The sequence below is a fragment of the Pseudomonas sp. MPR-R2A5 genome, assembly GCF_058793055.1.
On record NZ_JBXAFK010000032.1, the window covers coordinates 64,110 to 86,034 of the forward strand.

17 protein-coding genes are annotated in these 21,925 nt (G+C 60.4%); 9 read left to right on the plus strand and 8 right to left on the minus strand.

Features of this window, described 5'->3' with window-relative positions; genetic code table 11:
* The first annotated feature begins 257 nt into the window (after positions 1-257).
* Positions 258-410: a hypothetical protein gene (locus AC1Q6I_RS21955; RefSeq protein WP_024075694.1), complete on the plus strand. Its 153-nt coding sequence runs from the start codon at positions 258-260 to the stop codon at positions 408-410.
* Positions 411-637: 227 nt separating this feature from the next.
* Here AC1Q6I_RS21955 and AC1Q6I_RS21960 read toward each other — a convergent pair whose 3' ends face one another.
* On the minus strand, positions 638-2,920 hold the full coding sequence (locus tag AC1Q6I_RS21960) for a heavy metal translocating P-type ATPase (RefSeq protein WP_102624650.1): 2,283 nt from the start codon (positions 2,918-2,920) through the stop codon (positions 638-640).
* A gap of 571 nt (positions 2,921-3,491) precedes the next feature.
* Between AC1Q6I_RS21960 and AC1Q6I_RS21965 the strand changes: the two genes are divergently transcribed.
* Both AC1Q6I_RS21965 and AC1Q6I_RS21970 read left to right on the plus strand, forming a co-directional pair.
* Positions 3,492-4,139 (plus strand): BON domain-containing protein, encoded by a 648-nt coding sequence (locus AC1Q6I_RS21965; protein ID WP_024075697.1) that lies wholly within the window; start codon positions 3,492-3,494, stop codon positions 4,137-4,139.
* Positions 4,140-4,174: 35 nt separating this feature from the next.
* Positions 4,175-4,747 carry a phosphoribosyltransferase family protein gene (locus AC1Q6I_RS21970; protein WP_102624651.1) on the plus strand — a complete coding sequence of 191 codons (573 nt, stop codon included), beginning with the start codon at positions 4,175-4,177 and terminating at the stop codon, positions 4,745-4,747.
* Positions 4,748-4,823: 76 nt separating this feature from the next.
* Here AC1Q6I_RS21970 and ppsA read toward each other — a convergent pair whose 3' ends face one another.
* The 3 genes from ppsA to AC1Q6I_RS21985 all read right to left on the minus strand — a co-directional run bounded on the left by ppsA (position 4,824) and on the right by AC1Q6I_RS21985 (position 10,443).
* The gene (ppsA, locus tag AC1Q6I_RS21975) at positions 4,824-7,268 is read right to left on the minus strand and encodes a phosphoenolpyruvate synthase (protein ID WP_256581301.1); all 2,445 of its coding nucleotides are present in this window, start codon (positions 7,266-7,268) and stop codon (positions 4,824-4,826) included.
* 265 nt (positions 7,269-7,533) lie between these two features.
* Complete coding sequence (gene treS / locus AC1Q6I_RS21980; RefSeq protein ID WP_256581302.1) at positions 7,534-9,576, minus strand: maltose alpha-D-glucosyltransferase; 2,043 nt, start codon at positions 9,574-9,576, stop codon at positions 7,534-7,536.
* Between the two features lie 99 nt (positions 9,577-9,675).
* Positions 9,676-10,443: an AraC family transcriptional regulator gene (locus AC1Q6I_RS21985; protein ID WP_102624653.1), complete on the minus strand. Its 768-nt coding sequence runs from the start codon at positions 10,441-10,443 to the stop codon at positions 9,676-9,678.
* Positions 10,444-10,630: 187 nt separating this feature from the next.
* On the opposite strand from AC1Q6I_RS21985, the gene AC1Q6I_RS21990 reads away from it, so the two are divergent.
* The 5 genes from AC1Q6I_RS21990 to AC1Q6I_RS22010 are packed head-to-tail and all read left to right on the plus strand — an operon-like array spanning position 10,631 to position 17,070.
* On the plus strand, positions 10,631-12,256 hold the full coding sequence (locus AC1Q6I_RS21990) for an APC family permease (RefSeq protein ID WP_069076055.1): 1,626 nt from the start codon (positions 10,631-10,633) through the stop codon (positions 12,254-12,256).
* Between the two features lie 12 nt (positions 12,257-12,268).
* Positions 12,269-13,195, plus strand: a complete 927-nt coding sequence (locus AC1Q6I_RS21995) for a 4-hydroxyproline epimerase (RefSeq protein WP_102624654.1) — start codon at positions 12,269-12,271, stop codon at positions 13,193-13,195.
* A 42-nt stretch (positions 13,196-13,237) separates the two neighbouring features.
* Positions 13,238-14,185, plus strand: coding sequence for a dihydrodipicolinate synthase family protein (locus tag AC1Q6I_RS22000; RefSeq protein WP_024075704.1), 948 nt, complete (start codon positions 13,238-13,240; stop codon positions 14,183-14,185).
* Between the two features lie 59 nt (positions 14,186-14,244).
* Positions 14,245-15,816: an aldehyde dehydrogenase (NADP(+)) gene (locus tag AC1Q6I_RS22005; protein WP_102624655.1), complete on the plus strand. Its 1,572-nt coding sequence runs from the start codon at positions 14,245-14,247 to the stop codon at positions 15,814-15,816.
* Positions 15,817-15,819: 3 nt separating this feature from the next.
* The gene (locus AC1Q6I_RS22010; RefSeq protein WP_102624656.1) at positions 15,820-17,070 is read left to right on the plus strand and encodes an NAD(P)/FAD-dependent oxidoreductase; all 1,251 of its coding nucleotides are present in this window, start codon (positions 15,820-15,822) and stop codon (positions 17,068-17,070) included.
* A gap of 68 nt (positions 17,071-17,138) precedes the next feature.
* Here the strand turns inward: AC1Q6I_RS22010 and AC1Q6I_RS22015 are convergent, their stop codons facing one another.
* The 3 genes from AC1Q6I_RS22015 to AC1Q6I_RS22025 form a co-directional block, all read right to left on the minus strand.
* Positions 17,139-18,122 (minus strand): GlxA family transcriptional regulator, encoded by a 984-nt coding sequence (locus AC1Q6I_RS22015; protein ID WP_069076059.1) that lies wholly within the window; start codon positions 18,120-18,122, stop codon positions 17,139-17,141.
* Positions 18,123-18,512: 390 nt separating this feature from the next.
* Positions 18,513-19,121 carry a LysE family translocator gene (locus AC1Q6I_RS22020; RefSeq protein WP_024075709.1) on the minus strand — a complete coding sequence of 203 codons (609 nt, stop codon included), beginning with the start codon at positions 19,119-19,121 and terminating at the stop codon, positions 18,513-18,515.
* A 262-nt stretch (positions 19,122-19,383) separates the two neighbouring features.
* A complete protein-coding gene (locus AC1Q6I_RS22025) occupies positions 19,384-19,530 on the minus strand; it encodes a hypothetical protein (protein ID WP_172831352.1) in 147 nt (48 codons plus the stop codon).
* 212 nt (positions 19,531-19,742) lie between these two features.
* Here AC1Q6I_RS22025 and AC1Q6I_RS22030 point away from each other — a divergent pair, with 212 nt between their 5' ends.
* Positions 19,743-19,994, plus strand: a complete 252-nt coding sequence (locus tag AC1Q6I_RS22030; protein ID WP_102624657.1) for a hypothetical protein — start codon at positions 19,743-19,745, stop codon at positions 19,992-19,994.
* A gap of 47 nt (positions 19,995-20,041) precedes the next feature.
* Here AC1Q6I_RS22030 and AC1Q6I_RS22035 read toward each other — a convergent pair whose 3' ends face one another.
* Positions 20,042-20,674, minus strand: a complete 633-nt coding sequence (locus AC1Q6I_RS22035) for a hypothetical protein (RefSeq protein WP_102624658.1) — start codon at positions 20,672-20,674, stop codon at positions 20,042-20,044.
* Positions 20,675-21,925 lie beyond the last annotated feature (1,251 nt).

Sequence of the window (21,925 nt, forward strand, 5' to 3'; positions counted from 1 at the left end):
AGGGTTGCCCGTCGTGATGCGGCGGGTAATCCGGCGAGCTTGGCAATCATTGGCAGGCCCGCATCGAACGACGCCGTTGCCGGTTCCGAGTGCAGAGGCGCTGGCCAGTTTCGATTCTTGGTTTGAAATCATAGAGCAGCTGCAGCAACAAATTTCAGAACTCGACGTTCGCTGGAATTAGCGCCTCACTCTTTCGTTCCACCCCTCCCCCTCCCCCTTCAAAGTCAGCCGCTATAGCGGCAAGGACGAGTGTTGCCGTGAGCATCATCGACGACGTAATGACCGACAAGATCACCCTGCACGGCCTGGACTTTGTGCAGGTTCAGCTGGAAGGCGGCCAGCGCCTCCACGTCTGGCACCCTGAGTTGCCCCGCCGCGCATGCGAGGGAGATTTGACGCGGCAAGGATGAAGGCCTGCATGGAAAAATCTGCCTTTCAGATGCGCGACACGCGCGCAAAAACTGCAACAGACAAGAAGGAATCGACAGGCAGCAGTCGGGATGCACGAGATCAGTTGGGTATACAACTGTCAGCATGACATAGAAATATAACCTATTGTTTTATATAGCATTTAAACCAAAAAGATCAGCGACAGGGTATCCGCCAGAGTCGAGAGCCTTGCGCGAGTTACTCACGTCTAGCGCCAATCCAGATTGTGAAACAGTTCGTCCTCCTGATCAAAGTGCAGGCGCACGAGGGTGTCCAGGCGAATCAGCTGATGCTGAATCTCGTCAGCAGGTGCCGTCGCGGGGTCGGAACTGAAGTCGCTGCTCATGCGCGCGAGTAAATGGATAAGGCGAAAGATCTCTCGGTGAGCATGGCTCATCGCTGACATGGGGTCCTCGCCCGGCATGCTCAGCGTCAGCAGCGGGTAGAGTGTGTCTTCGTCGTTGTGTTCGTGCTGCGCCAGTACTGTTTGCAGCTTGTCGACCAGCGCCACCAGGTCGCTCCGTGCTTGCGCAACTGGACGCTGGGCAAAGTCATTGGCCATTTGGTGCAGATCATTCAATACGGCAGTGAGTTGTTGATGCTCATCATGCAGGCGATCGATATGCTCAGCGGTGAGCGTTTGTTTCCTCCTTCCCCACCACGGCCCCAGTGCCCGCAGGGCATTGAGGATGATCACCACGTCTATGCCCTCCTGCACCATGGCGCCGATCAGCGGCTGCAGGTAACCCGAGGCTGCCACGGCCATGGCCAGCAATGACAACCCCATGCCGACCAGCACTCCCTGGCGCGCGATGTAACGGGTGCGCCGGGCGATGTCCAGTGCCTCGACCAGACGATCCAGTCGATCCACCAGCAGCACAACACCAGCGGCTTGTGCAGAAGCGGTGGCGCCGCTGGCTCCGATTGCCACACCGACATCAGCCGCCGCCAGCGCCGGTGCGTCATTGATGCCATCGCCGACCATCAGCGTGCTGGCGTGCTGGCCATCCTGCTGTAGCGCCCGCACTTTATCTTCAGGGGTCAACCCGGCACGCAACTCGTCAATCCCGGCAGACAGCGCAATCATCTCGGCAGTTTCCAGGCGATCCCCGGTGAGCATGACGATCTTTTCGATGCCTCTGTTGCGCAGTCGACGCAGCGTCTGTGGCGTTTCGCGCCGAATGTTGTCCGAGAAAACAAACAGGCCCGCGAGTTTCCCGTCCACGTCGATGAAGCTTCCGCTGCACGCCAGGTGGTCCATGCGGCGCAGCATGGCTACGACCCAGCCGGTTGCCTCGGCGTCTTTGTGCGCAAAAGACAAAGTACCAAAGCGCACCTGCATGCCATCGACGCACCCACAAAGCCCCGCGCCCGGGCTTTCTTCCACGCCCTGCGGGACGCTGAGCGACAACTGCCCCTGATGGGCTGCTTCAACAATTGCCTGGCAGATAGGATGTGTCGAGGCCTGCGCCAGAGACGCGGCCAGGCCAAGCAAGCGTTGCGGATCGTGCAGTCCGTTGACCTCTATCGACTGCAGACGAGCATGGCCGCTGGTCAGAGTACCGGTCTTGTCGAGAAAAACCTGCTTGACCGTGGCCAGTGCTTCCAAGGTCGCGCCATCCTTGATCAGGATCCCGCGTTGCGCTGCCCTTGAAATACCCGAGATAAACGCAATCGGTACCGCCAGAATCAAAGGGCAAGGTGTCGCCACCACCAGAACAGCCAACGCTCGCAAAGGATCGCCGCTCAGTTGCCAGGCCAACCCGGCAATCAACAATGTCAGCGGGATAAAGAACACTGCATAACGGTCAGCCATGCGCACGAAAGGAGCGCGTGAACGGCGCGCTGCCTCGGCCATCCGCACGATGCCGGCATAGGTGCTCTGCGCAGCTGTTCGCGTGGAAATCAGCAAGATCGGCGCGCCGACGTTGGAAACACCGCTGTGCAGCAGCTCACCCTCTCGACGGGTGACGGGCAACGACTCACCATTGAGCGCCGATTCGTCCAGAACGGCCGTCGAACTCAGCAAGCGACCATCGACCGGTATCACCTCCCCCAACCGCACCAGCAATGTCTGATTCAGCGTGACCTGCTCGATGGGGATCTTGCGCAGGCTGCCGCCCTCCTGCAACCAGGCAAAGTGTGGCGCGCGGTCGATGAGCGCACGCAACTCACGGTCAGCGCGTTGCTTGGTGAAGTACTCCAGGGCTCGTCCGGTCGCCAGCATCAAGGCGATCACCGCGGACACCAGTGCCTGCCCGAAAAACAGCGCCGAGGTGATGGACAGCAACGCAATCAGGTCCACACCGGCCTCGCGCCGGGCAAGACGCCCCACAATCTCGATGAGCAGCACCGCAACCATCACCAGGCTGCCTGCGGCCCAACACATAGATGCCCAATCAGGCTGCTGCGCGACATGCGCAATGCCCCCGGCCGCCAGCGTCAGTGCCGTGAGCAGCAATAGGAGGGGATCCAGCCACTTAGCGAGCATGGAAGTGAGTTCCTCAAAAAGCGATTTGACCACCTCTGCCGTCACAACAAGGCCGAGCCAGGCCACGAGCAAGCACCTGGTCATGACGTTCCCGCTGTCGGTCCTCGCCTGCAAAGCGCGGCCGTTCGAATAAAATAGCTGGGTTTATCCAGTATTTGCGCTGACATTTATCACATAAACAGCGGGCGATTAACGGCGTGCGCCCCCTGGACCCTTTTTGATTTAGCTCAATATCTGTCGATCGCTCAGGCGTAAAAACAACAACGGATAGAACGAGCAAAGAGTCACTTGTGGCGAGCGGGCTAGCCATAATGCCGTTCAGTTAAGCGTACATCGCCTTCTGTAGGAGCGAGGGGGACGCCTAGTTCTTGCTCGCGAAAAACGTCAACGATAACGCGTGTTTCCTGAGTGAACGCGGCGCCTGTGAGTTCTTCGCGAGCAAGCTCGCTCCTACAAAAAAAGCCTTAACTGAACGGCATTAGGGCTAGCCACAGTTACAGTGTTCGTCATCAACTGACCGGCATCAGGTTGTTGTGCCCCGTGTTTTTTTAATTGAGAAAAGGACACCATCATGAATGACTTAAGTTTGCGAAATACCATTTTGGATGAGCTGGATTTTCAGCCCGATATCGACGCTGCCCACATTGGCGTAAGCGTGGACAACGGTGTCGTCACACTCTCAGGCTACGTGAAAAGCTACGCCCAGAAGATCAGTGCCGAGCGTGCGGTCAAAACTGTCAAAGGCGTACGCGCAGTGGCTGAAGAACTCCAGGTCCGGCTGAACAAAGACGCCGGCACAGAAGATGACGCCATCGCAAAACGCGCCTTGAACATCATCTCGTGGCGATCCGATACACCCGAAGGCGACATCAAGGTGATCGTGCAAAAAGGATGGGTGATCCTTGAAGGCCAGGTGGATTGGCAGTATCAGAAGGAAACCGCCGAGAGTGCCGTGCGCAAACTGTCCGGTGTGGTGGGCATAGACAATCGCCTCACCCTGCGCACGAGAGTCAAGGTCACGGATATTCAGCAGAGCATCGAAGAGGCACTCAAACGCAATGCAGAAGTCGATGCCAAGGGCATACAAATCAAGGTCGTAGGCGGTGTGGTCAAGCTCGAAGGCAAGGTGCATTTCTGGCGCGAGCGTCAGATTGCGGAACGGGCCGCCTGGTCGGTGCCAGGTGTCAGTAAGGTGGAGGATTATTTGCTGATCGCCTGAATCAGTGCCCCAAGGGTTAGGGAAAGGAGAAGGCAATGACGATCCTACTGGCAACCCAGCGGTTACGCCTGTATGACAGCAATGAGCTTGATAATGTGTTGCAGGCGATGGCGCGTAAGGCCACCCACTTGCTGCCAGCCTCGCACACGGCACTGATTGGCCTCCAACGCCGGGGCGAGCCTTTGGCTCAACGGTTGCGCCAGTGCATTGCGCGTCAGACCGGTCAACCGGAACTCCCTCTTTTCCCCCTTCAGGTCAAGCGTTACACCGATGACCTGCAAGTGCTGCATACCTACACGCAATTGATCGAGAACCCAGGCCTGGGCAACCTGGACGTTGCCAACACGACGTTCCTGGTTGTCGATGACGTGCTGTTTGAAGGTCATTCGCTGCTGCGTACTTGCGCCTATCTGGCACAACTGGGTGCTTGTCGGGTCTACACGGCGGTGCTGGTCGACCGACATGTCTGTCAACAGCCGATCCGGGCCGACATTGTCGGCGTGCACCTGCAAGTCGCCTCCGATGACGTCGTCGAGTGCAACGTGCCGCCTTTCGAACAGGCGTTTTGCATCGAGGTGGTTCGGCATGGCGCTGCCCATCGGCGCTAGCTAATGGGGGTGTTATCTACGCAGGGTCGAAACCGCGATTACAGCGCTATTGCCGACGGTGCGAAAGCCGCCCTCTTCAACCGTCGAGAATCGCCCGACTGATTTGCAAGCGTTTTTCCGCAGCCAGGACGTGCCGAATCGTGGCGAGCACGGCGTCTGGACTGAGGCTCATCGAGTTGATGCCAATCTCCACTAGATATTCGGCCATCTCGGGATAATCCGACGGAGCCTGTCCACAGATTCCCGAGTGTCGAGTGTTACGCCTGGCGCCTTCTACCGCCAGGCGAATCATCTGTTTTACCCCTGGGTCGCGCTCATCGAAATCGAAAGCGACGACTTCCGAATCACGGTCCACGCCGAGTACCAATTGAGTCAGGTCGTTAGAGCCGATGGAGAAGCCGTCGAACAACTGGGCGAATGCATCGATCTGGATCACGTTGTTGGGTATTTCGCACATGATGTAGATCTCCAGCCCGTTTTCTCCGCGCTGCAGACCATGGCTGGCCATTGCCGCCAATACCTTTTCACCCTCCTTCACGGTGCGACAAAAAGGGATCATCAACTTGATGTTGGTGAGGCCTATGTGTTCACGCGCCCATTTCATGGCCGCGCATTCCAGCGCAAACCCTTCGGCATAGGCAGGATGGCTGTATCGGGACGCCCCCCGAAATCCGAGCATTGGATTATGCTCTTCCGGCTCAAAATACTGCCCGCCCAGCAGGGTTGCATATTCATTGCTTTTGAAGTCGCTCATGCGTACGACGCAAGGCTTTGGATACACCGCCGCGGCAATCGTTGCGACGCCTTCTGCCAAGGTCTTGATAAAAAAATCCGTCGGGTCTTGATAGGCCCTACTCAGCACCGCGATTGTTTCACGGGTGGCGTCATCCAGCTTTTCCGGGTGAGCAAGGGCCATTGGATGGACCTTGATGTATTCATTGATGATGAATTCCATACGCGCCAGGCCGATGCCATCTACCGGCAGGGAGGCGAGGCTGAAGGCCTGGTCGGGGTTAGCCAGGTTCATCATGATCTTGGTCGCGGGGCGTCCCAATTGGCTGAGGTCCGTCTCCTGGACATCGAAATCCAGTTCACCGTCATACACAATCCCGCTTTCGCCTTCAGCGCAACTGATAGTCAGCGACGCTCCGGTGTGGATGACCTCTGCCGCGTTCACTGCCCCCACGATCGCAGGAATACCCAACTCACGCGATACGATGGCGGCATGACAGGTACGTCCGCCCCCGCTTGTCACAACCGCCGCAGCGGTCTTGATGACGGGCTCCCAATCCGGCGTGGTGTTATCCGAAACCAGCACTTCGCCAGGCTTGAACTCGCTGAGCTGTTTGACATCGTTGATCACGCGGGCCTTTCCCGCGCCAATCTTGGTGCCGACCGCCTTGCCCTTCAGCAGCACTGTCGATCGTTGCTTGAGCTGATAAATGCGCAGCACGTTGCTGTTTTCTTGGGAGGCCACCGTTTCAGGACGTGCCTGTACCAAATATAACTGGCCGTCGACGCCATCCTTCGCCCACTCCATATCCATGGGTCTGTAAAAACCGGCTTTGCTCGAGTAGTGGTTTTCAACCTTGATGGCATAGTCGGCCAACTGCATGACGTCCTCGTCAGAGAGGCAGAAACGGGCTTGTTGTTCGGTGGATGTATCGGTATTCACGGTGTATTCCAGCGCAATATTTCCGGTATTGAGGGTCTCGGCAAACACCATCTTCTTTTCTTTGCTACCCAGACTGCGCTTGAGCACGGCGCGGTAGCCGGCGATGAAGCTGGGTTTGTGCACGTAGAAACTGTCGGGCGCGACCGTGCCCTGTACGACATTCTCCCCAAGCCCCCAGGCAGCGTTGATGAACACGACATCCTTGAAACCCGTTTCCATATCCAGGGAAAACATTACCCCGCTGGCACCGAGATCGCTGCGCACCATTTTCATGACGACAACGGCGAGACAGACCTTGAAGCAATCAAAGCCGTGGTCATATTTGTAATGGATAGACCGATCGGTAAAGTTCGACGCCAGGCAACGCTTGTAGGCATCAAGCAGCGCCTCTTCACTGGCGATGTTCAGATAGGTGTCGTTCTGCCCGGCGAACGAGGCCAGTGGAGAGTCTTCGGCGGTCGCCGAGGAGCGCACGGCCAGTGAAATGCTGTCACCGTATTCGTGTTTGAGTTGTGCGTAGCTTTGCCGTATTGCCGCCTGCAGGTCTTCCGGCAGCGTACAGTCATATACGATCGCCCTTGCCTTCTGCCCACGGGCTTGTAAATCCTTGATGTCATTGGCATCGAGACCGTCAAGTGCCTCGTGCAGCCGCGCCCAGGCCTTATTGTGCTCAAGGACATACCGATACGCTTGTGAGGTAATGGCGAACCCATTGGGTACCCGTACGCCCTCACCGGTCAGCTGCTGGTACATCTCGCCCAGCGAGGCGTTCTTGCCGCCGACCTGCGCGACATCGTCGAGGCCCAACTCCTTGAACCAACGAATATATGGCTGTGAGTGCGTCACGACGCCTCTCCTCCATTGAGTGAGGTGACCCGCGGCGGCATTTGGGACCGCAGGGCCCATGGCAATGCCGCCGATATATCGCCCAAGCGCCCGGTTTTCACCAAGCCAGCCAACAGGGATGAGGCGATTGAGTGAGTATCTGGAGTTGCGACGTGTGGCCTCTGATCTTTATCAACAAATGCGCACGGCCACTTCAATAGCGCGCCAGGCAGTCGTGGGCCACCGACTGGATGCTGAAACAGGCCCACGCCCCCCGGCGTTCCCACTAAAACATCGGCGAGCTACTGACCACCCGCAGCGCCAATCCTTCGTACGCATCCAGCGTAATAGTGAATTCACCCTCAGCGGTCAGGTCGCCCTCCACCCGCTCATTGATGATGTCCACCACCGGCCCCGGTGCAATGTTGGGCAGGTGCAGGGTTTCTGTGATCGGCGTATCGCCGAAGTTCAGCGCGGTGATTTGTATACCTTTGCCGGCCGGCAGTTCGTGGACCATGATCAGCAAGCCAGGGTGCTCGACATCCGGTACCAGGATCTGACGGCTGGCGGCGATGTCGTAGGCGCGGCGCACGGCGAGGATTTTTTGCAGTTGGGAGGCGAACGAGTCGGGGTCCTGCAACTGGCTGTTGAGGCTGCCATACAAGGTTTTCGAGCGGGGCATCTGCCCCGCCGAAAGCTCGGCCTCCGGGTTGAGGTCCACCAGGTCATAGGCACCTCGGTGAATCCAGCGGGTGTCGCCATCCTGCATCAGGTGCGCGACCTCATCGGCCGCGAGTGGCAAGGCCCCCACCAGGTCCCAGCCTGACAGGGCAAACACCCCTGGCTGCATGGCGTTGTACATCACCAGCAGCAGGTGGATCTGGCGAATCTGCGCGATATCGGCCGGCGTGATCGCGTCAAGATCGCGGATACCCAGCGCCGCCGTGATGATACTGGCGGTGGTGCAGGACACGCCGTTGGTAACGAACTTGAGGTTATACGGCGCATGCTCACCCGCCAGGCGTTCATACATCTGTTCGCGGATATGCTCGCGCAGGATATTGCCGGGAAAGGTCTGGCCCTGGTAGAGAAAGCTGTCATGGGCGTGCAGGGTCCAGAAGTGCACCAGCTCCAGGGTCAGTTCATCATGGTTTTGCAAGGCGTGGATCAGCGAGCCGGGGTCGATGCCAAGGTTGTGCATCTGGCGCAGCATCAGGCGCAAAAACTCGGTGTCCCCCATCAGCAAGGCATGCTGGTAGGCCGGCCGGGTGATGAAGTCGTAGGACAGGTCAGCACCGCCGTGGGACATGGAGGCGATATCGTCAACGGTGAGGTTCAACTCCTGGAAACTGAACCCGCCGGCCTTGCGGATCGCGCCACCCAGCAACTGGTTGCCGGTGATCGACAGCGGATGGCTCTCCGACCAGGCGGTGCCATCGAGCTTGCGCTCCACACCGAGAAAGCCGTTGGCATCCAGGCGCAGGATTTTTGCGCCCATCACATCGATGGAATGCAACGCGTCGCCGATGATCATCTGCTGCGCCGCAAACGTAGGGTCGAGCCAGTTCAGCGAGGGCTGGCCTTCCTTGAAGTAATGCAGGTACACCCAGCGGCGCGGCTTGCCGTCCACCCCGATGACCACCGGCGTGGTGCTCCAGTCGGTTTCCTTCACGCCGGGCTCAAAGAAGATCACCCGCTGCAACTGGCCGACGATGTAATGCTTGTCACGCAGGGCGTCCACCTGGAGTGGGCTGAGGTTCTGCGCATCACGCCCCGCGGCGACGTCGGGCAGCAATGGCCAGTCTTCCTCGCGGATTTCGACCATGTGGTAGAGCCCTGGGTAATCCTCGTAGGCCATCTCGGCCAGACGAAAATCTGCGCCCTTGCCGGTGTGCGAGGGGATCACATCGTCGATGATCACCGCATTGTGCGCCGCCGCCATGCGCGTCAACGCCTGCAACTGCGCCTCGGTGCCCAGTTGCGGGTCGATGTCGAAACTGATGCGGTCGAAATTGCCGTCGATGGTCGGCGTGTGCGTGGTCCCGGACAAGCCGCCGGACTTTTTCAACGGACCGTTGTGAATGCCCTGGATGCCGATTTTCGACAATGCATGCCACAACGTCTCATCGCCGAGCGCCTCCAGCACCGTGCCGTCTTCGCGGGTGACAATCGACGCCGGATAGGCGGTGAACCACACCGACGACAAGGCGCACGCGTCACGCGGGCGAGTCTGTGCATACGGCTGTTGCCACAAGCGGCCCTGCCCTGAATAGAGCTTGGCCCGCTGGCGCGCCGCGTGGAGCATGGATTGCTGCACCAGCCAGTGCACATGAGTGTCGTCATAAGCCCAATACCTGTAGTCGTGAAAAGGTTACTCGTAAGCATAGGAGCCACGACGGGGGCTATTCGTTGCATTGCAGACCCGCAACTACTGCAACTGGCGATACTGCCTGGGCGTAAACCCGGTCGACGCCTTGAACTGGCGGGTGAACGCACTGTGGTCGGTGTAGCCGCAGTGCAGGGCCACCTCGGTGATCGGCATATCGGTGTGCAACAACCGATGGGCATGGTCCAGGCGCACTTTCTGGATCATCTGGCGCGGCGTCAGGTGGAACACGCGCTTGCAGTAGCGCTCCAACTGCGCCACGGAAATGCCGGCGATACGGGTCAATTCACCCAAGGTGACACGACGGTTGAAGTGCGCGCGAATGTGCTCGTCCACGGCGGCCAGGCGTTGGTACGCCGGGTGGGTTTCGCTGGCGGATTGCAGGTCGACCGAGATGCCGGCGAGGCCAATGATCTGGCCTTCATGGTTGTACAACGGCCATTTGTGGGTCAGGCACCAGCCCGGTTCGCGAGTGCCGTAGAGATGCAGTTCAAGCTGGTCCTCCAGCACAACCCCCTGCTCGAGCACGCGTCGATCCTGTTCGGTGTAGCCCGGCCCCAATTGCTCTGGGAACACTTCGGCGCTGGTCTTGCCCAGCAGCGGTTGCAACTGCTTGAGGCCGCAGCGCTGCACCAGGGTGCGGTTGGCAAGCACGTAGCGGGCGTCGATATCCTTGATGAAGATCGCGGCATTGGGGATCACATCGAACATCGGCAATAGCTGCGCCACACCGGCCAACACCTGCTCGATGCTGTGCGGACGGCTCGCCTCACTGCCTTGGCACAGGGTCGAAAACGCGCGCTGCAACATGACTTCCGCACCCCATTCGTGAGCCTGAGACCGAGCAGATTGCCCCATGTCCGGCGCGCTGTCGAGCGTGGGAAATTGTGCCGAATTCGTCATTCCTCGGTGCGCAAAACATCAATCGTCGCGCGGTTGATGGGTTCAGGATAGCGCCACTGCATGCCTATCCAATAACTCACAAGAAGGCGCCGCCATGTCTGCTCAAGGCAAGTTCAAGAAACAACTTTCACTGATGGACCTGACCTTTATCGGGTTGGGCGCCATCTTCGGTTCGGGCTGGTTGTTTGCAGCCAGTCATGTCTCCGCGATTGCAGGGCCTGCCGGGATTATTTCCTGGTTGATCGGCGGCTTCGCCGTTCTGCTGCTGGGCATCGTGTACTGCGAACTCGGCGCGGCCCTGCCCCGTGCAGGCGGGGTGGTGCGTTACCCGGTGTACTCCCACGGCCCGCTGCTGGGCTACCTGATGGGCTTTATTACGCTGATCGCGTTTTCCAGCCTGGTGGCGATTGAAGTGGTTGCCTCGCGCCAATACGCGGCGGCCTGGTTTCCCGAGTTGACCAAGGTCGGTTCCAGCGACCCGACGCCCCTCGGCTGGCTGGTGCAATTTGCCCTGCTGTGCCTGTTCTTCATCCTCAACTACCGCAGCGTAAAGACCTTCGCCATCGCCAATAACCTGGTGAGCGTGTTCAAGTTCATCGTGCCACTGCTGGTGATCGGCGTACTGTTCACCTTCTTCAAGCCAGCGAACTTCCAGATGCACGGGTTTGCGCCGTTCGGCCTGTCGGGCATCGAGATGGCGGTGTCGGCCGGTGGGGTGATCTTTGCGTACCTGGGGCTGACCCCCATCATCTCGGTGGCCAGCGAAGTGAAGAACCCGCAACGCACGATTCCAATCGCGTTGATCCTTTCGGTGCTGCTGTCGACCGCCATCTATGTGCTGCTGCAAACCGCGTTCCTCGGCGGCGTGCCCACACACATGCTCGCCGATGGCTGGGCTGGCATCAGCAAGGAACTGGCGCTGCCGTATCGCGATATCGCCCTGGCGCTGGGCGTGGGATGGCTGGCCTACCTGGTGGTGGCCGACGCGGTGATCTCCCCCAGCGGCTGCGGCAACATCTACATGAACGCCACGCCGCGGGTGGTGTACGGCTGGGCGCAGACCGGCACCTTTTTCAAGATCTTCACCCGGATCGATGAGAAGTCCGGCATCCCCCGCCCGGCGCTGTGGCTGACCTTTGGCTTGTCGGTGTTCTGGACCCTGCCGTTTCCATCCTGGGAAGCGTTGATCAATGTGGTGTCCGCCGCGCTGATCCTCAGCTACGCCGTGGCACCCGTGACCGTCGCCGCGCTGCGCCGCAATGCGCCGGGCATGGCGCGTCCGTTCCGGGTCAAGGGCATGGCGGTGCTCGGTCCACTGTCTTTCATCATTGCCGCGCTGATCGTGTACTGGTCGGGCTGGAGCACCGTGTCGTGGCTGCTCGGCCTGCAAATCCTGATGTTTGCGGTGTACCTGCTGTGCGCCCGCTGGGTGCCGACCGCGCATGTGAGCCTCAAGCAACAGGTGCGCTCGTCAGCCTGGCTGATCGGCTTTTACGCAGTGACGATCCTGCTGTCCAAACTCGGCAGCTTTGGCGGCCTGGGCGTAATCAGCCACCCGTTCGACACCGTCGTCGTCGCCGTCAGCGCCCTGGGCATCTATTACTGGGGCGCAGCCACCGGCGTGCCAGCCCACCTGGTGCGCCTGGAGCACGACGCCGATGAGAGCGAAACCGTCGACGATCCCCACGGCAGCGCCACGCCGTCCCCGGCTTATCCCTGAATGGAGCGCGTTATGAAACGACTGCATGTCATCGACTCCCACACCGGCGGTGAACCCACGCGCCTGGTGATGAGCGGTTTCCCGGCACTGGCTGGCGCCACCATCGCCGAGCAACTCAAGCACCTGCGCACCGAGCATGATCAATGGCGCCGCGCCTGCCTGCTGGAACCGCGTGGCAACGACGTACTGGTTGGCGCGCTGTACTGCGAGCCCGTCACGCCGGGCGCCACCTGCGGGGTGATCTTCTTCAACAACGCCGGCTACCTGGGCATGTGCGGCCACGGCACCATCGGCCTGGTCGCCTCGCTTCATCACCTGGGGCGCATCGCACCGGGTGTCCACACCATTGACACCCCCGTCGGCCCGGTGGCGGCCACGCTGCATGAAGACGGCGCCGTGACCCTGCGCAACGTGCCCGCCTACCGCTATCGCCAGCAGGTGCCGGTGGAGGTCCCCGGGCATGGGGTGGTGTATGGCGATATTGCCTGGGGCGGCAACTGGTTCTTCCTGGTGTCGGACCATGGCCAGTCGCTGGAGATGGCCCACGTGGAAGCGCTCACTGACTACACCTGGACGATGCTCAAGGCCCTCGAAGCCCAAGGCATCCACGGTGAACACGGCGCGCTGATCGACCATATCGAACTGTTCGCCGACGACGCCCACGCCGACAGCCGCAACTTCGTGATGTGCCCCGGCAAAGCCTACGACCGCTCCCCTTGCGGCACCGGCACCAGCGCCAAACTCGCGTGCCTGGCCGCCGACGGCAAGCTGCGCCCCGGCGAACCCTGGGTACAAGCCAGCATTACCGGCAGCCAATTCGAAGGCCACTTCGAATGGGACGGCGAGCGCGTGCTCCCGTTCATCACCGGCCGCGCCTACATGACCGCCGACAGCACCCTGCTGATCGACGAACAGGACCCTTTCGCCTGGGGCATCTGAGCCTGGGCCCCTTTTTACTGAACGCTGCAAGGAGCTAGAACCATGAGCGACAACATCTTCACCGGCTGCATTCCCGCCCTGATGACCCCGTGCACCGCCGCGCGCCAGCCGGACTTCGACGCCCTGGTGGCCAAGGGGCGTGAACTGATCGATATCGGCATGAGCGCAGTGGTGTACTGCGGCTCCATGGGTGACTGGCCGCTGCTTTCTGAAGCCCAGCGCCAGGAAGGCGTGGCGCGCCTGGTGGCTGCGGGCGTGCCGACGATCGTCGGTACCGGCGCGGTCAACAGCCGTGAAGCGGTATCCCACGCGGCGCATGCGGCCAAGGTCGGTGCCCATGGCTTGATGGTGATTCCCCGCGTGCTGTCCCGCGGCGCCTCGGCTACCGCGCAAAAAGCCCACTTCGCCGCGATCCTCAACGCCGCGCCCACCCTGCCGGCGGTGATCTACAACAGCCCGTACTACGGCTTCGCCACCCGTGCCGACTTGTTCTTCGAGCTGCGCCGCCAACACCCGAACCTGATCGGCTTCAAGGAATTCGGCGGTGGCGCAGACCTGCGCTACGCGGCCGAAAACATCACCTCCCAGGACGACAACGTGACCCTGATGGTCGGTGTCGACACCCAGGTGGTGCACGGCTTCGTCAACTGCAACGCCACCGGCGCCATCACCGGTATCGGCAACGCCCTGCCACGGGAAGTGCTGCAACTGGTGGCCCTGAGCAAGCAGGCCGCCAAGGGCGATGCCAAGGCCCGTCGCCTGGCCCGTGAGCTGGAGAGCGCGCTGGCGGTGCTGTCGTCGTTCGATGAAGGCTGCGACCTGGTGCTGTACTACAAGCACCTGATGGTACTCAACGGCGACCAGGGCTACGCCTTGCACTTCAACGAAACCGATGCACTCAGCGATGCCCAGCGGCACTATGCCGAGAACCAGTACGCGCTGTTCCGCCAGTGGTACGCCAACTGGTCGGCTGAACAGAACCTCGCATAACCCCCGTGCGCCGCTGCGGTTCCTGCAGCGGCCAACCCTCTGTTTTCCAGGATGATCCCATGACTCTGACGGGCAAGATGCTGATAGGCCGGCAACCCCTCTGCGGCACGCGCGAGGCGGTCCGGGCCATCAACCCCGCGACCCACACGCCAATGGAGCCGGCCTACGCCGGCGGTGAACGCCAACAGGTTGAGCAAGCCTGCGCCCTCGCCTGGGCCGCGTTCGACAGCTACCGCGAAACCACCCTGGCCGATCGAGCCACATTTCTCGACACCATCGCCGAGCGCATTGAGGCCCTGGGGGAGGAATTGATCGAACGCGCGAGCGCCGAAACCGGCCTGCCGCGCCCGCGCATCCAGGGCGAACGCGCGCGCACCTGCGGGCAGCTGCGCACGTTTGCGCGCTGCGTACGTGCCGGGGAATGGCTGGACGTACGCGTGGACACGGCACAGCCGGAGCGCCAGCCAATGGCCCGCCCCGACCTGCGTCAGCGCCACATCCCACTGGGCCCGGTCGCGGTGTTCGGCGCGAGCAATTTCCCCCTGGCCTTCTCTGTCGCGGGCGGCGACACCGCGTCGGCACTGGCCGCCGGTTGCCCGGTGATCGTCAAGGCCCATGGCGCCCACCCCGGCACCAGTGAGCTGGTCGGCCGCGCGGTTGCCCAGGCGGTTAACGACTGCGGCCTGCCCGAGGGCGTGTTTTCGTTGCTGTACGGCTCCGGTCACGAGGTCGGGATCACGCTGGTGACCGACCCGCGCATCAAGGCCGTAGGCTTTACCGGTTCGCGCAGTGGCGGTATGGCGCTGACCCAGGCAGCGCAGGCACGGCCGGAACCGATTCCGGTGTATGCGGAAATGAGTTCGATCAACCCGGTGTACCTGTTTCCTGCCGCGCTGCAAGCCCGGGGCGAAGCCTTGGCACAGGGGTTTGTTGCGTCGCTGACCCAGGGGGCGGGCCAGTTTTGTACCAACCCCGGCCTGGTGATTGCGGTTCAAGGTGCCGCCCTGGACCGCTTCGTCAACCGGGTCAGCGAGCTACTGCCGCGCAGCCCGGCCCAGACCATGCTCACTGCGGGGATTTTCAGTGCCTATGCAGAGGGTGTCGAGGCATTGACCCGCCACGCCCGGCTCGTTGCGCAGGGCCAGGCGGCGCAAGGTCCGAATCAAGGCCAGGCCCATCTGTTCCTGGCCTCGGCCGACGCGTTCCTGGGCAACGCCCATTTGCAGGCCGAAGTCTTCGGCGCCACTTCGCTGGTGGTGGCGTGCGCCGATGAGGAGCAAGTACGCCGGGTATCCGAACACCTCGAAGGCCAACTCACCGCGACCCTGCACCTGGATGAAGACGACCTGGTGCCTGCACGCACGCTGCTGCCGGTATTGGAGCGCAAGGCCGGTCGCCTGCTGGTCAACGGCTGGCCGACGGGGGTCGAAGTGTGCGACGCCATGGTCCATGGCGGCCCCTTCCCCGCCACCTCGGACTCGCGCAGCACCTCGGTGGGCACAGCGGCAATCCTGCGATTCCTGCGCCCGGTGTGCTACCAGGATTTCCCGGACAGCTTGCTGCCGACCGCACTCCAGCACAGCAACCCGCTGCTGTTGCGGCGCCTGCTCGACGGCCGGAGAGAGGCGTAGACCATGGCCGATTCCAACCCAACGGATATCGCCATCGTCGGCGCCGGCATCATTGGCGTCGCCTGCGCCTTGCAGTTGGCGCGCCAGGGCCGCCAGGTGGTGGTGATCGACCCACAGGACCCCGGCATGGGGGCCTCCTATGGCAATGCCGGCCACCTGGCCACCGAACAAGTGTTCCCCATTGCCGACCTGTCGATCCTCAAGCGCCTGCCCGCCATGCTGCTGGACCCCATGGGCCCACTGCGCCTGGACTGGAAATACCTGCCCCGCGCCCTGCCCTGGTTCGCACGCCTGCTGTTGAACCTGCGCCCGGCCAGCTACCATCGCACCGTGGCCGGTATTCGTGCGCTCAATGAAGGTAGCCTCGGCGCCTGGCAGCGCCTGCTCGACAGCATCGCGCAGCCGCAGTTACTGCGCCAGGACGGCTCTTTGCTGGTGTTCGAGCGGGCCGCTTCGCGCGCGACGCTCGAGGCGCTGCGCCAGCGCATGCAACAACAAGGCGTGCCCGTGGATGTGTGGTCAAGCGCCGATATACGCCGCGCCGCGCCACAGCTGAGCGAGCAGCTCCTGGGCGGGTTGTTTTTTCCGGCGACAGGGCACTTTCTCGACCCTTACCAGGTGGTCTGCGCATTAGTCAGCGCCGCCCAGGCCAGCGGCGTGCAGTTCCTCAAGCGGCGGGTGCTGGATGGACGGGTTGACGCCCAGGGCGTGTCGCTGAGCACCGACCAAGGCCCGTTGGCCGCGCGCCAGGTCTTGATCGCCTGCGGTGCCCACTCGGCAAAACTCACCGCCGCGCTGACCGGTAAAAAAGTCCCGCTGGACACCGAGCGTGGCTATCACCTGATGCTGCCCCAGGAACACGGGCGACTGCCATTCGCCGTCACCTCCCTGGAGCGCAAGTTCATCATGACCCCTATGGCTGGCGGCTTGCGCCTGGCCGGCACCGTCGAATTCGCCGGCCTCGAGCGCCCGGCCAACATGCAGCGCGCCTGGCAATTGCAACGGCTGAGCGAAGGCTTGTTTCGCCAGGCGTTGAATGCGCAGGACGCCACACCCTGGATGGGGTTCAGGCCATCGTTGCCGGATTCGCTGCCCGTGATTGACCGGGTGTGCGATGGCAAGGTGTTGTTGGCGTTTGGGCATCAGCATTTGGGGTTGACGCAGGCCGCGGTAACGGCGGAGTGGGTGGTGCGACTGGCTTCAGCGCCGACGACACTCTCGGGCATGGACGCCTATCGACTGGATCGCTTTTGAGAACACTCGCCGGGGCAGACTTCTTCCCGGTTGACGTCGCCGCCCGACAGCACATCGCCTGCGTCAGGCTATTTGACCAAGCGTTTTTCCTTGGAGGGGCGGTATCCAAAATACGCGCTATAACACTTGCTGAAATGACTCGGCGACACAAACCCGCATGCCACCAGCACATCCACCTGGGACAGCTCGGTGTGCTGCAACAAACGCCGTGCCTCGGTCACGCGCAGTTCCATGTAATAGCGCTGCGGCGTGGTGCCCAGTTGCTCCTTGAACAGCCGTTCGAGCTGGCGACGGGAGCGGCCGACATAGACAGCGAGTTGGTCGAGCTCAAGGGGCTCTTCAAGGTTGGCGTCCATCAGCTTGACCACTTCGCGTAGCGGCGCGCTGACGCAGACGTTTTCCGTCGGTTTGATGCGCCGGTAGCGCGATTCTTCAAACGCGAGGATGTCTTCGATACCTTCGACCAGGGCTTTGCCGTGCAGGCCCTTGATCCAGTCGAGGGCCATATGGAAGGCACCGGAGGGGCTGGAAGCGGTGAGGCGGTCGCGGTCGATGACGTAGGGTTCGCTGGTGACATGGGTGGCCTTGGACACTTCCGCAAGTGCCGGGCGATGTTCGGGGTGGATCGCGCAACGATAGCCCTGCAACAGGCCGGCGCGGCCGAGGAACCAGGCGCCGTTCCACAACCCGGCGAGGCTGACACCCTGCTCGGCGGCGGTGCGCAGCAGGTGGATGAAATCGTCGTTGGCCTTGAGTTCGGTGCGCAAGCCACCGCAGATCACCAACAGCTCCAGCGCCTGCAGCGCCGCGATATCAAGGCACGCGTCGGGGCGGATCACCAGGCCCAGGTCACTGATGACTTCGCCCTCGTCGCAGCCAAAAGTGCGCGAGGCAAACAGTTCAGGGCGCAACAGGTTGGCGGTGACGAAGGTGTCGAGGGTCTGGGTAAATGCCGGCAAAGAGAAGTGTTCCAGCAGCAAGAAGCCGACGCGGGTGACCGACGCCGGCTGCTGGGAGGGATCATCGAGGTAGCGCAAGTTCTTGCCTTTCATGCCGCCGCTGAATTGACGTCTTTCCATCGAGGGTTGGCCCACTGTTATTGTTGATGCCGTGGGCGCCATCTTAGGGGCAAATGCGGCGGCTGTCTCAGTCGGTACGCTACGGCCGGCGCTGTACCAAGGTGCGCTGGGTCTCTGATCTTGTTAAAACCGGGCCCTTGGAAAGCCCGTGGCACAGCCTCACAAACGCATCTGATACGGTTTTTTCGTCGTCATCTGGGTCTGTATCGAAAACCGCCCGGGGCGGACAATGGCACACATCCCGACACTTCTGTCGCTCCCCTTCCCCTCGGAGGCCTTATGACCAAGATGGCACTTTTCCTGTTCGGCTTTTTGGTACTGACCATCGGCATCGGCCTGTTGGCGACCATTTCGCCGGTCTGATCAACTGGCAAACAGCATCGGATACAGCGATAGCACCAACAAGCCCGCCATCGACAGGTTGAACAACCGCAACCAGCGTGGCTCGCGCAACACATTGCGCAGGCCCGTGCCGCAGCCCACCCACACGCACACACTGGGCAGGTTGACCACGGCAAAGACCAGCGCAATCACCAGCACGTTGGTGACATAGCCCTCGACCGGCGTGTAGGTGGTGATGGCTCCCAGCGCCATGATCCACGCCTTGGGGTTGACCCACTGGAACGCCGCCGCCCCCAGGAAGGTCATGGGCGTGCCGTGCTCATCACTGCTTTCGGACATGCCGCCCGCGGTCGCGATCTTCCACGCCAGGTACAGCAGGTACGCCGCGCCCACATAGCGCAACAGCGTGTAGGCCCAAGGGAATAGCTTGAACACCTCGCCCAGGCCCAGGCCGACCGAAATCACCAGCAGCATGAAGCCGATACTGATCCCCAGCGCATGGGGCATCGAGCGACGAAAGCCGAAGTTGACGCCCGAGGCGAGTAGCATGGTGTTATTCGGACCGGGCGTGATCGAAGAAACGAAGGCAAACAGCACAAAGGCCGATAACAGGCTGGTCGACATAAACATGATGGGCATCCAAACGGGCGGTATGCCTGCGACGATAATGGGTTATGGGGCCCGTTGCCCCGTACAGCCAGGGGTAGATCGAGGCGTACAATTTGATGGCAGCGCTTTCACAAACCTTTCACAGGCAAGCGCCTAAGTTGAACCCAGCTCCTAGTGAACATCCCCTTTAGCCCGCTCTCCCCATCGCGGGCTTTTCTTTGCCTTGGATTTGGCCGATGCAAAAAAAAGAGGCAAGCCCTTGGCCTGCCTCCATTGCCTGCTATCAGCGCAAGCCAGGACCACCAGGCCCGCCAGGACCATGGCCACCGCCATGACCGCCGCCGCCCGGAGGCATGAACATCCAGCAACCGGACAAGGTCGACAGCAGCGCGATAACCACAACTGCCTTGGTTAGATAACTTAACTTCATGACCACACTCTCTTACTTGACGAGATTAACTTCTCGCACGGTATGACAGCGCAAAACAAAGTGCGTCACGACTATCGTGTAACCTGATGGTAGGGTTTGTAAGGTGGGCGGTACACACTGCCCACCCACAGCTTGAGTGTCGCTGTATGCGTCACCGGGTAAGAACATGCCTGGAATTCGAGGAACTTGAACGGCACCGACCGGAGAATTAAATGGAAGAACTGATACAGGGGCTCGACGGGCCCAGGACTGCTCAGCAAGAACTGTTTTACGACCTGGAAGATGCGGCAGCGGTGATTGGATGGTCAGTGGTTGAACTGACAGCGATAGCCGCAGGCGGCAAAACCCCGGCTGAGACGCAAGCGCTGATGAGAATATGCGCGCTGCTGGCGGCTCAGCAGGAAAAGCTCAGTGTGTACGCGGATGAAGTAAAAGACCAATGCATCCTCAGGCCCGACGCCTGACTGGGATGCGAGTGCAACTGGGCAGTGCCAGGAGGGGCATGCACCCTTCACTTGTCCAGATTCAATAGTTCGTGCATCCGCTCCCCTATCATCCCCCGCAACCAGGCTGCATGAAACTCCATTTCTTCCAGTGAACTACCTTCAGCCAATCGATATTCGGACACATTGCCCTTCGGTCCCTGGCATACGACGCTGAAATGGCCATGGCGATCAAACATGGCGACCACGTAAGGGCAGATATAAATGATGTCGCTGAATGGCACGCGCACTTCGATGGGTTTACGGACGCGATGGGTGACAGTGAGTGTAAGGAGCTGCTGGTTTTCGTCGAACGTAAAGGCCTGCACTTGAGGCGCAGAGGAAGCCCAGGCAAGCATCACCCCCATGAGCACCGCAGTGCCAAGCAGGGGCAGGATAAGCCACGACTCTGTAAAGCTCGTCCCATGGCTGGACGGCACACCTTGCATGGCTTCAAGGCCGAGAATAACCAACATCACCAGCCCGTAGCCCGGCAACAGCAAAAGCAACCCCACGAAGAAACCAAAAAGGCCCAGACCAGTGCTGCCAACAACCGGTATATTCGGGCCGTAATGCCAGATAGGTGGATGGGCGGCGGGGGTTTTAGTGCCTGGTGCGGCTAAAGGCGTTGCGACGAGGTGAGGCGGGCTTTGACGATTCATCCAGCAGGCTCCAGGAATGCAGCACAGACGGTATCACTGCTGACCCTTGAAAAGGGCCGCGCCACGAAATCGTCAGTGAAAACGTCGCCCGATCGACGAACAAGGCAAAACGGCGCTAAAGAAGCAGCTTAAACGTGAACAGGTGGTACCTTTTTTGCCACGTTAGAGCCGTGGTCGACCGCTTTGCCGTCGAGCTGCAATCAACTACTGAATGTATGTTCGCATGCGTTGCATTTGTAATTGTCCAAGATGTATTCATCTACGGCTTTCCCTGCCACTGCTCCCGCCGTAGCACCGACTGCCAAGCCACCTAAAAAACCGATCACACCGCCAACGAGCGTCCCAACCCCTGGAAACAGGGCGCTGCCTATCGCAGCACCAGCAGCGGCGCCTTCACCCCCGCCTGCTACTGCTCCTATCCCACCGGCTACGGCTCCAACGCCTCCTGCGACTTTCGTCCCGATATTTCTTTTCTGTGTTTTATCAGAACCACAACTTGGGCATGTGACTGGCATGTGACTTCCTTGGCGATTTAGTTTTTCGTTGGTTGCGAATTTTTAACGGACGAACAGTTCGAGGTGCAGATAAGTGAACGCCAGATGACGCCGATCGAACCGCAGCGTGGTGACCCAAGAATGAAGATCAGGTCTTCAGTGTTCGGTCCCATCTCTCGACATCATCCCAAGTGATCGGCTGATGATTTGCTCTTGCTCACCAGCGACATAGGCTACTATTTCGCCATCATGGTGTCCACGGATCGCGCTTGGCCGAATCTGTTGAAACAGTCGGTTTTTCAGAACACGGTGGAATGGGGCGATCAAAGCGCCTCTTCCGTACGTTTCCACGTGAAATCTCAGCCTAAAGGCGCTGCCAACATTCAAAATTTCAATCTTCGATGCATGCTTTGATGCCTCAAGAACTGCCGCCGACTTTTTCAACACAATCGGCCATTAGCGGACGCTTAGGCTCCTCAGCCTTGAAAATCGCGGCCAATAAAAAACCCCGTAGACGTTAATCTACGGGTTTTTCAAGAGTGGAGGCCGAGGTTGGAATCGAACCGGCGCAGGCGGATTTGCCCTCCATGAATAACTTTAATACTTTCAATAAATCAATGACAACTCAGTTCCGCAAACGCCATTCACTGCACATCAGACACAAACCAATAACAACTTAAGGAAACTCTGAAAAAAACTTTCTGATTTGGCAAAATACCGCGACCCCACCCACCGAGTTTCCCGATGAAGCAGATGA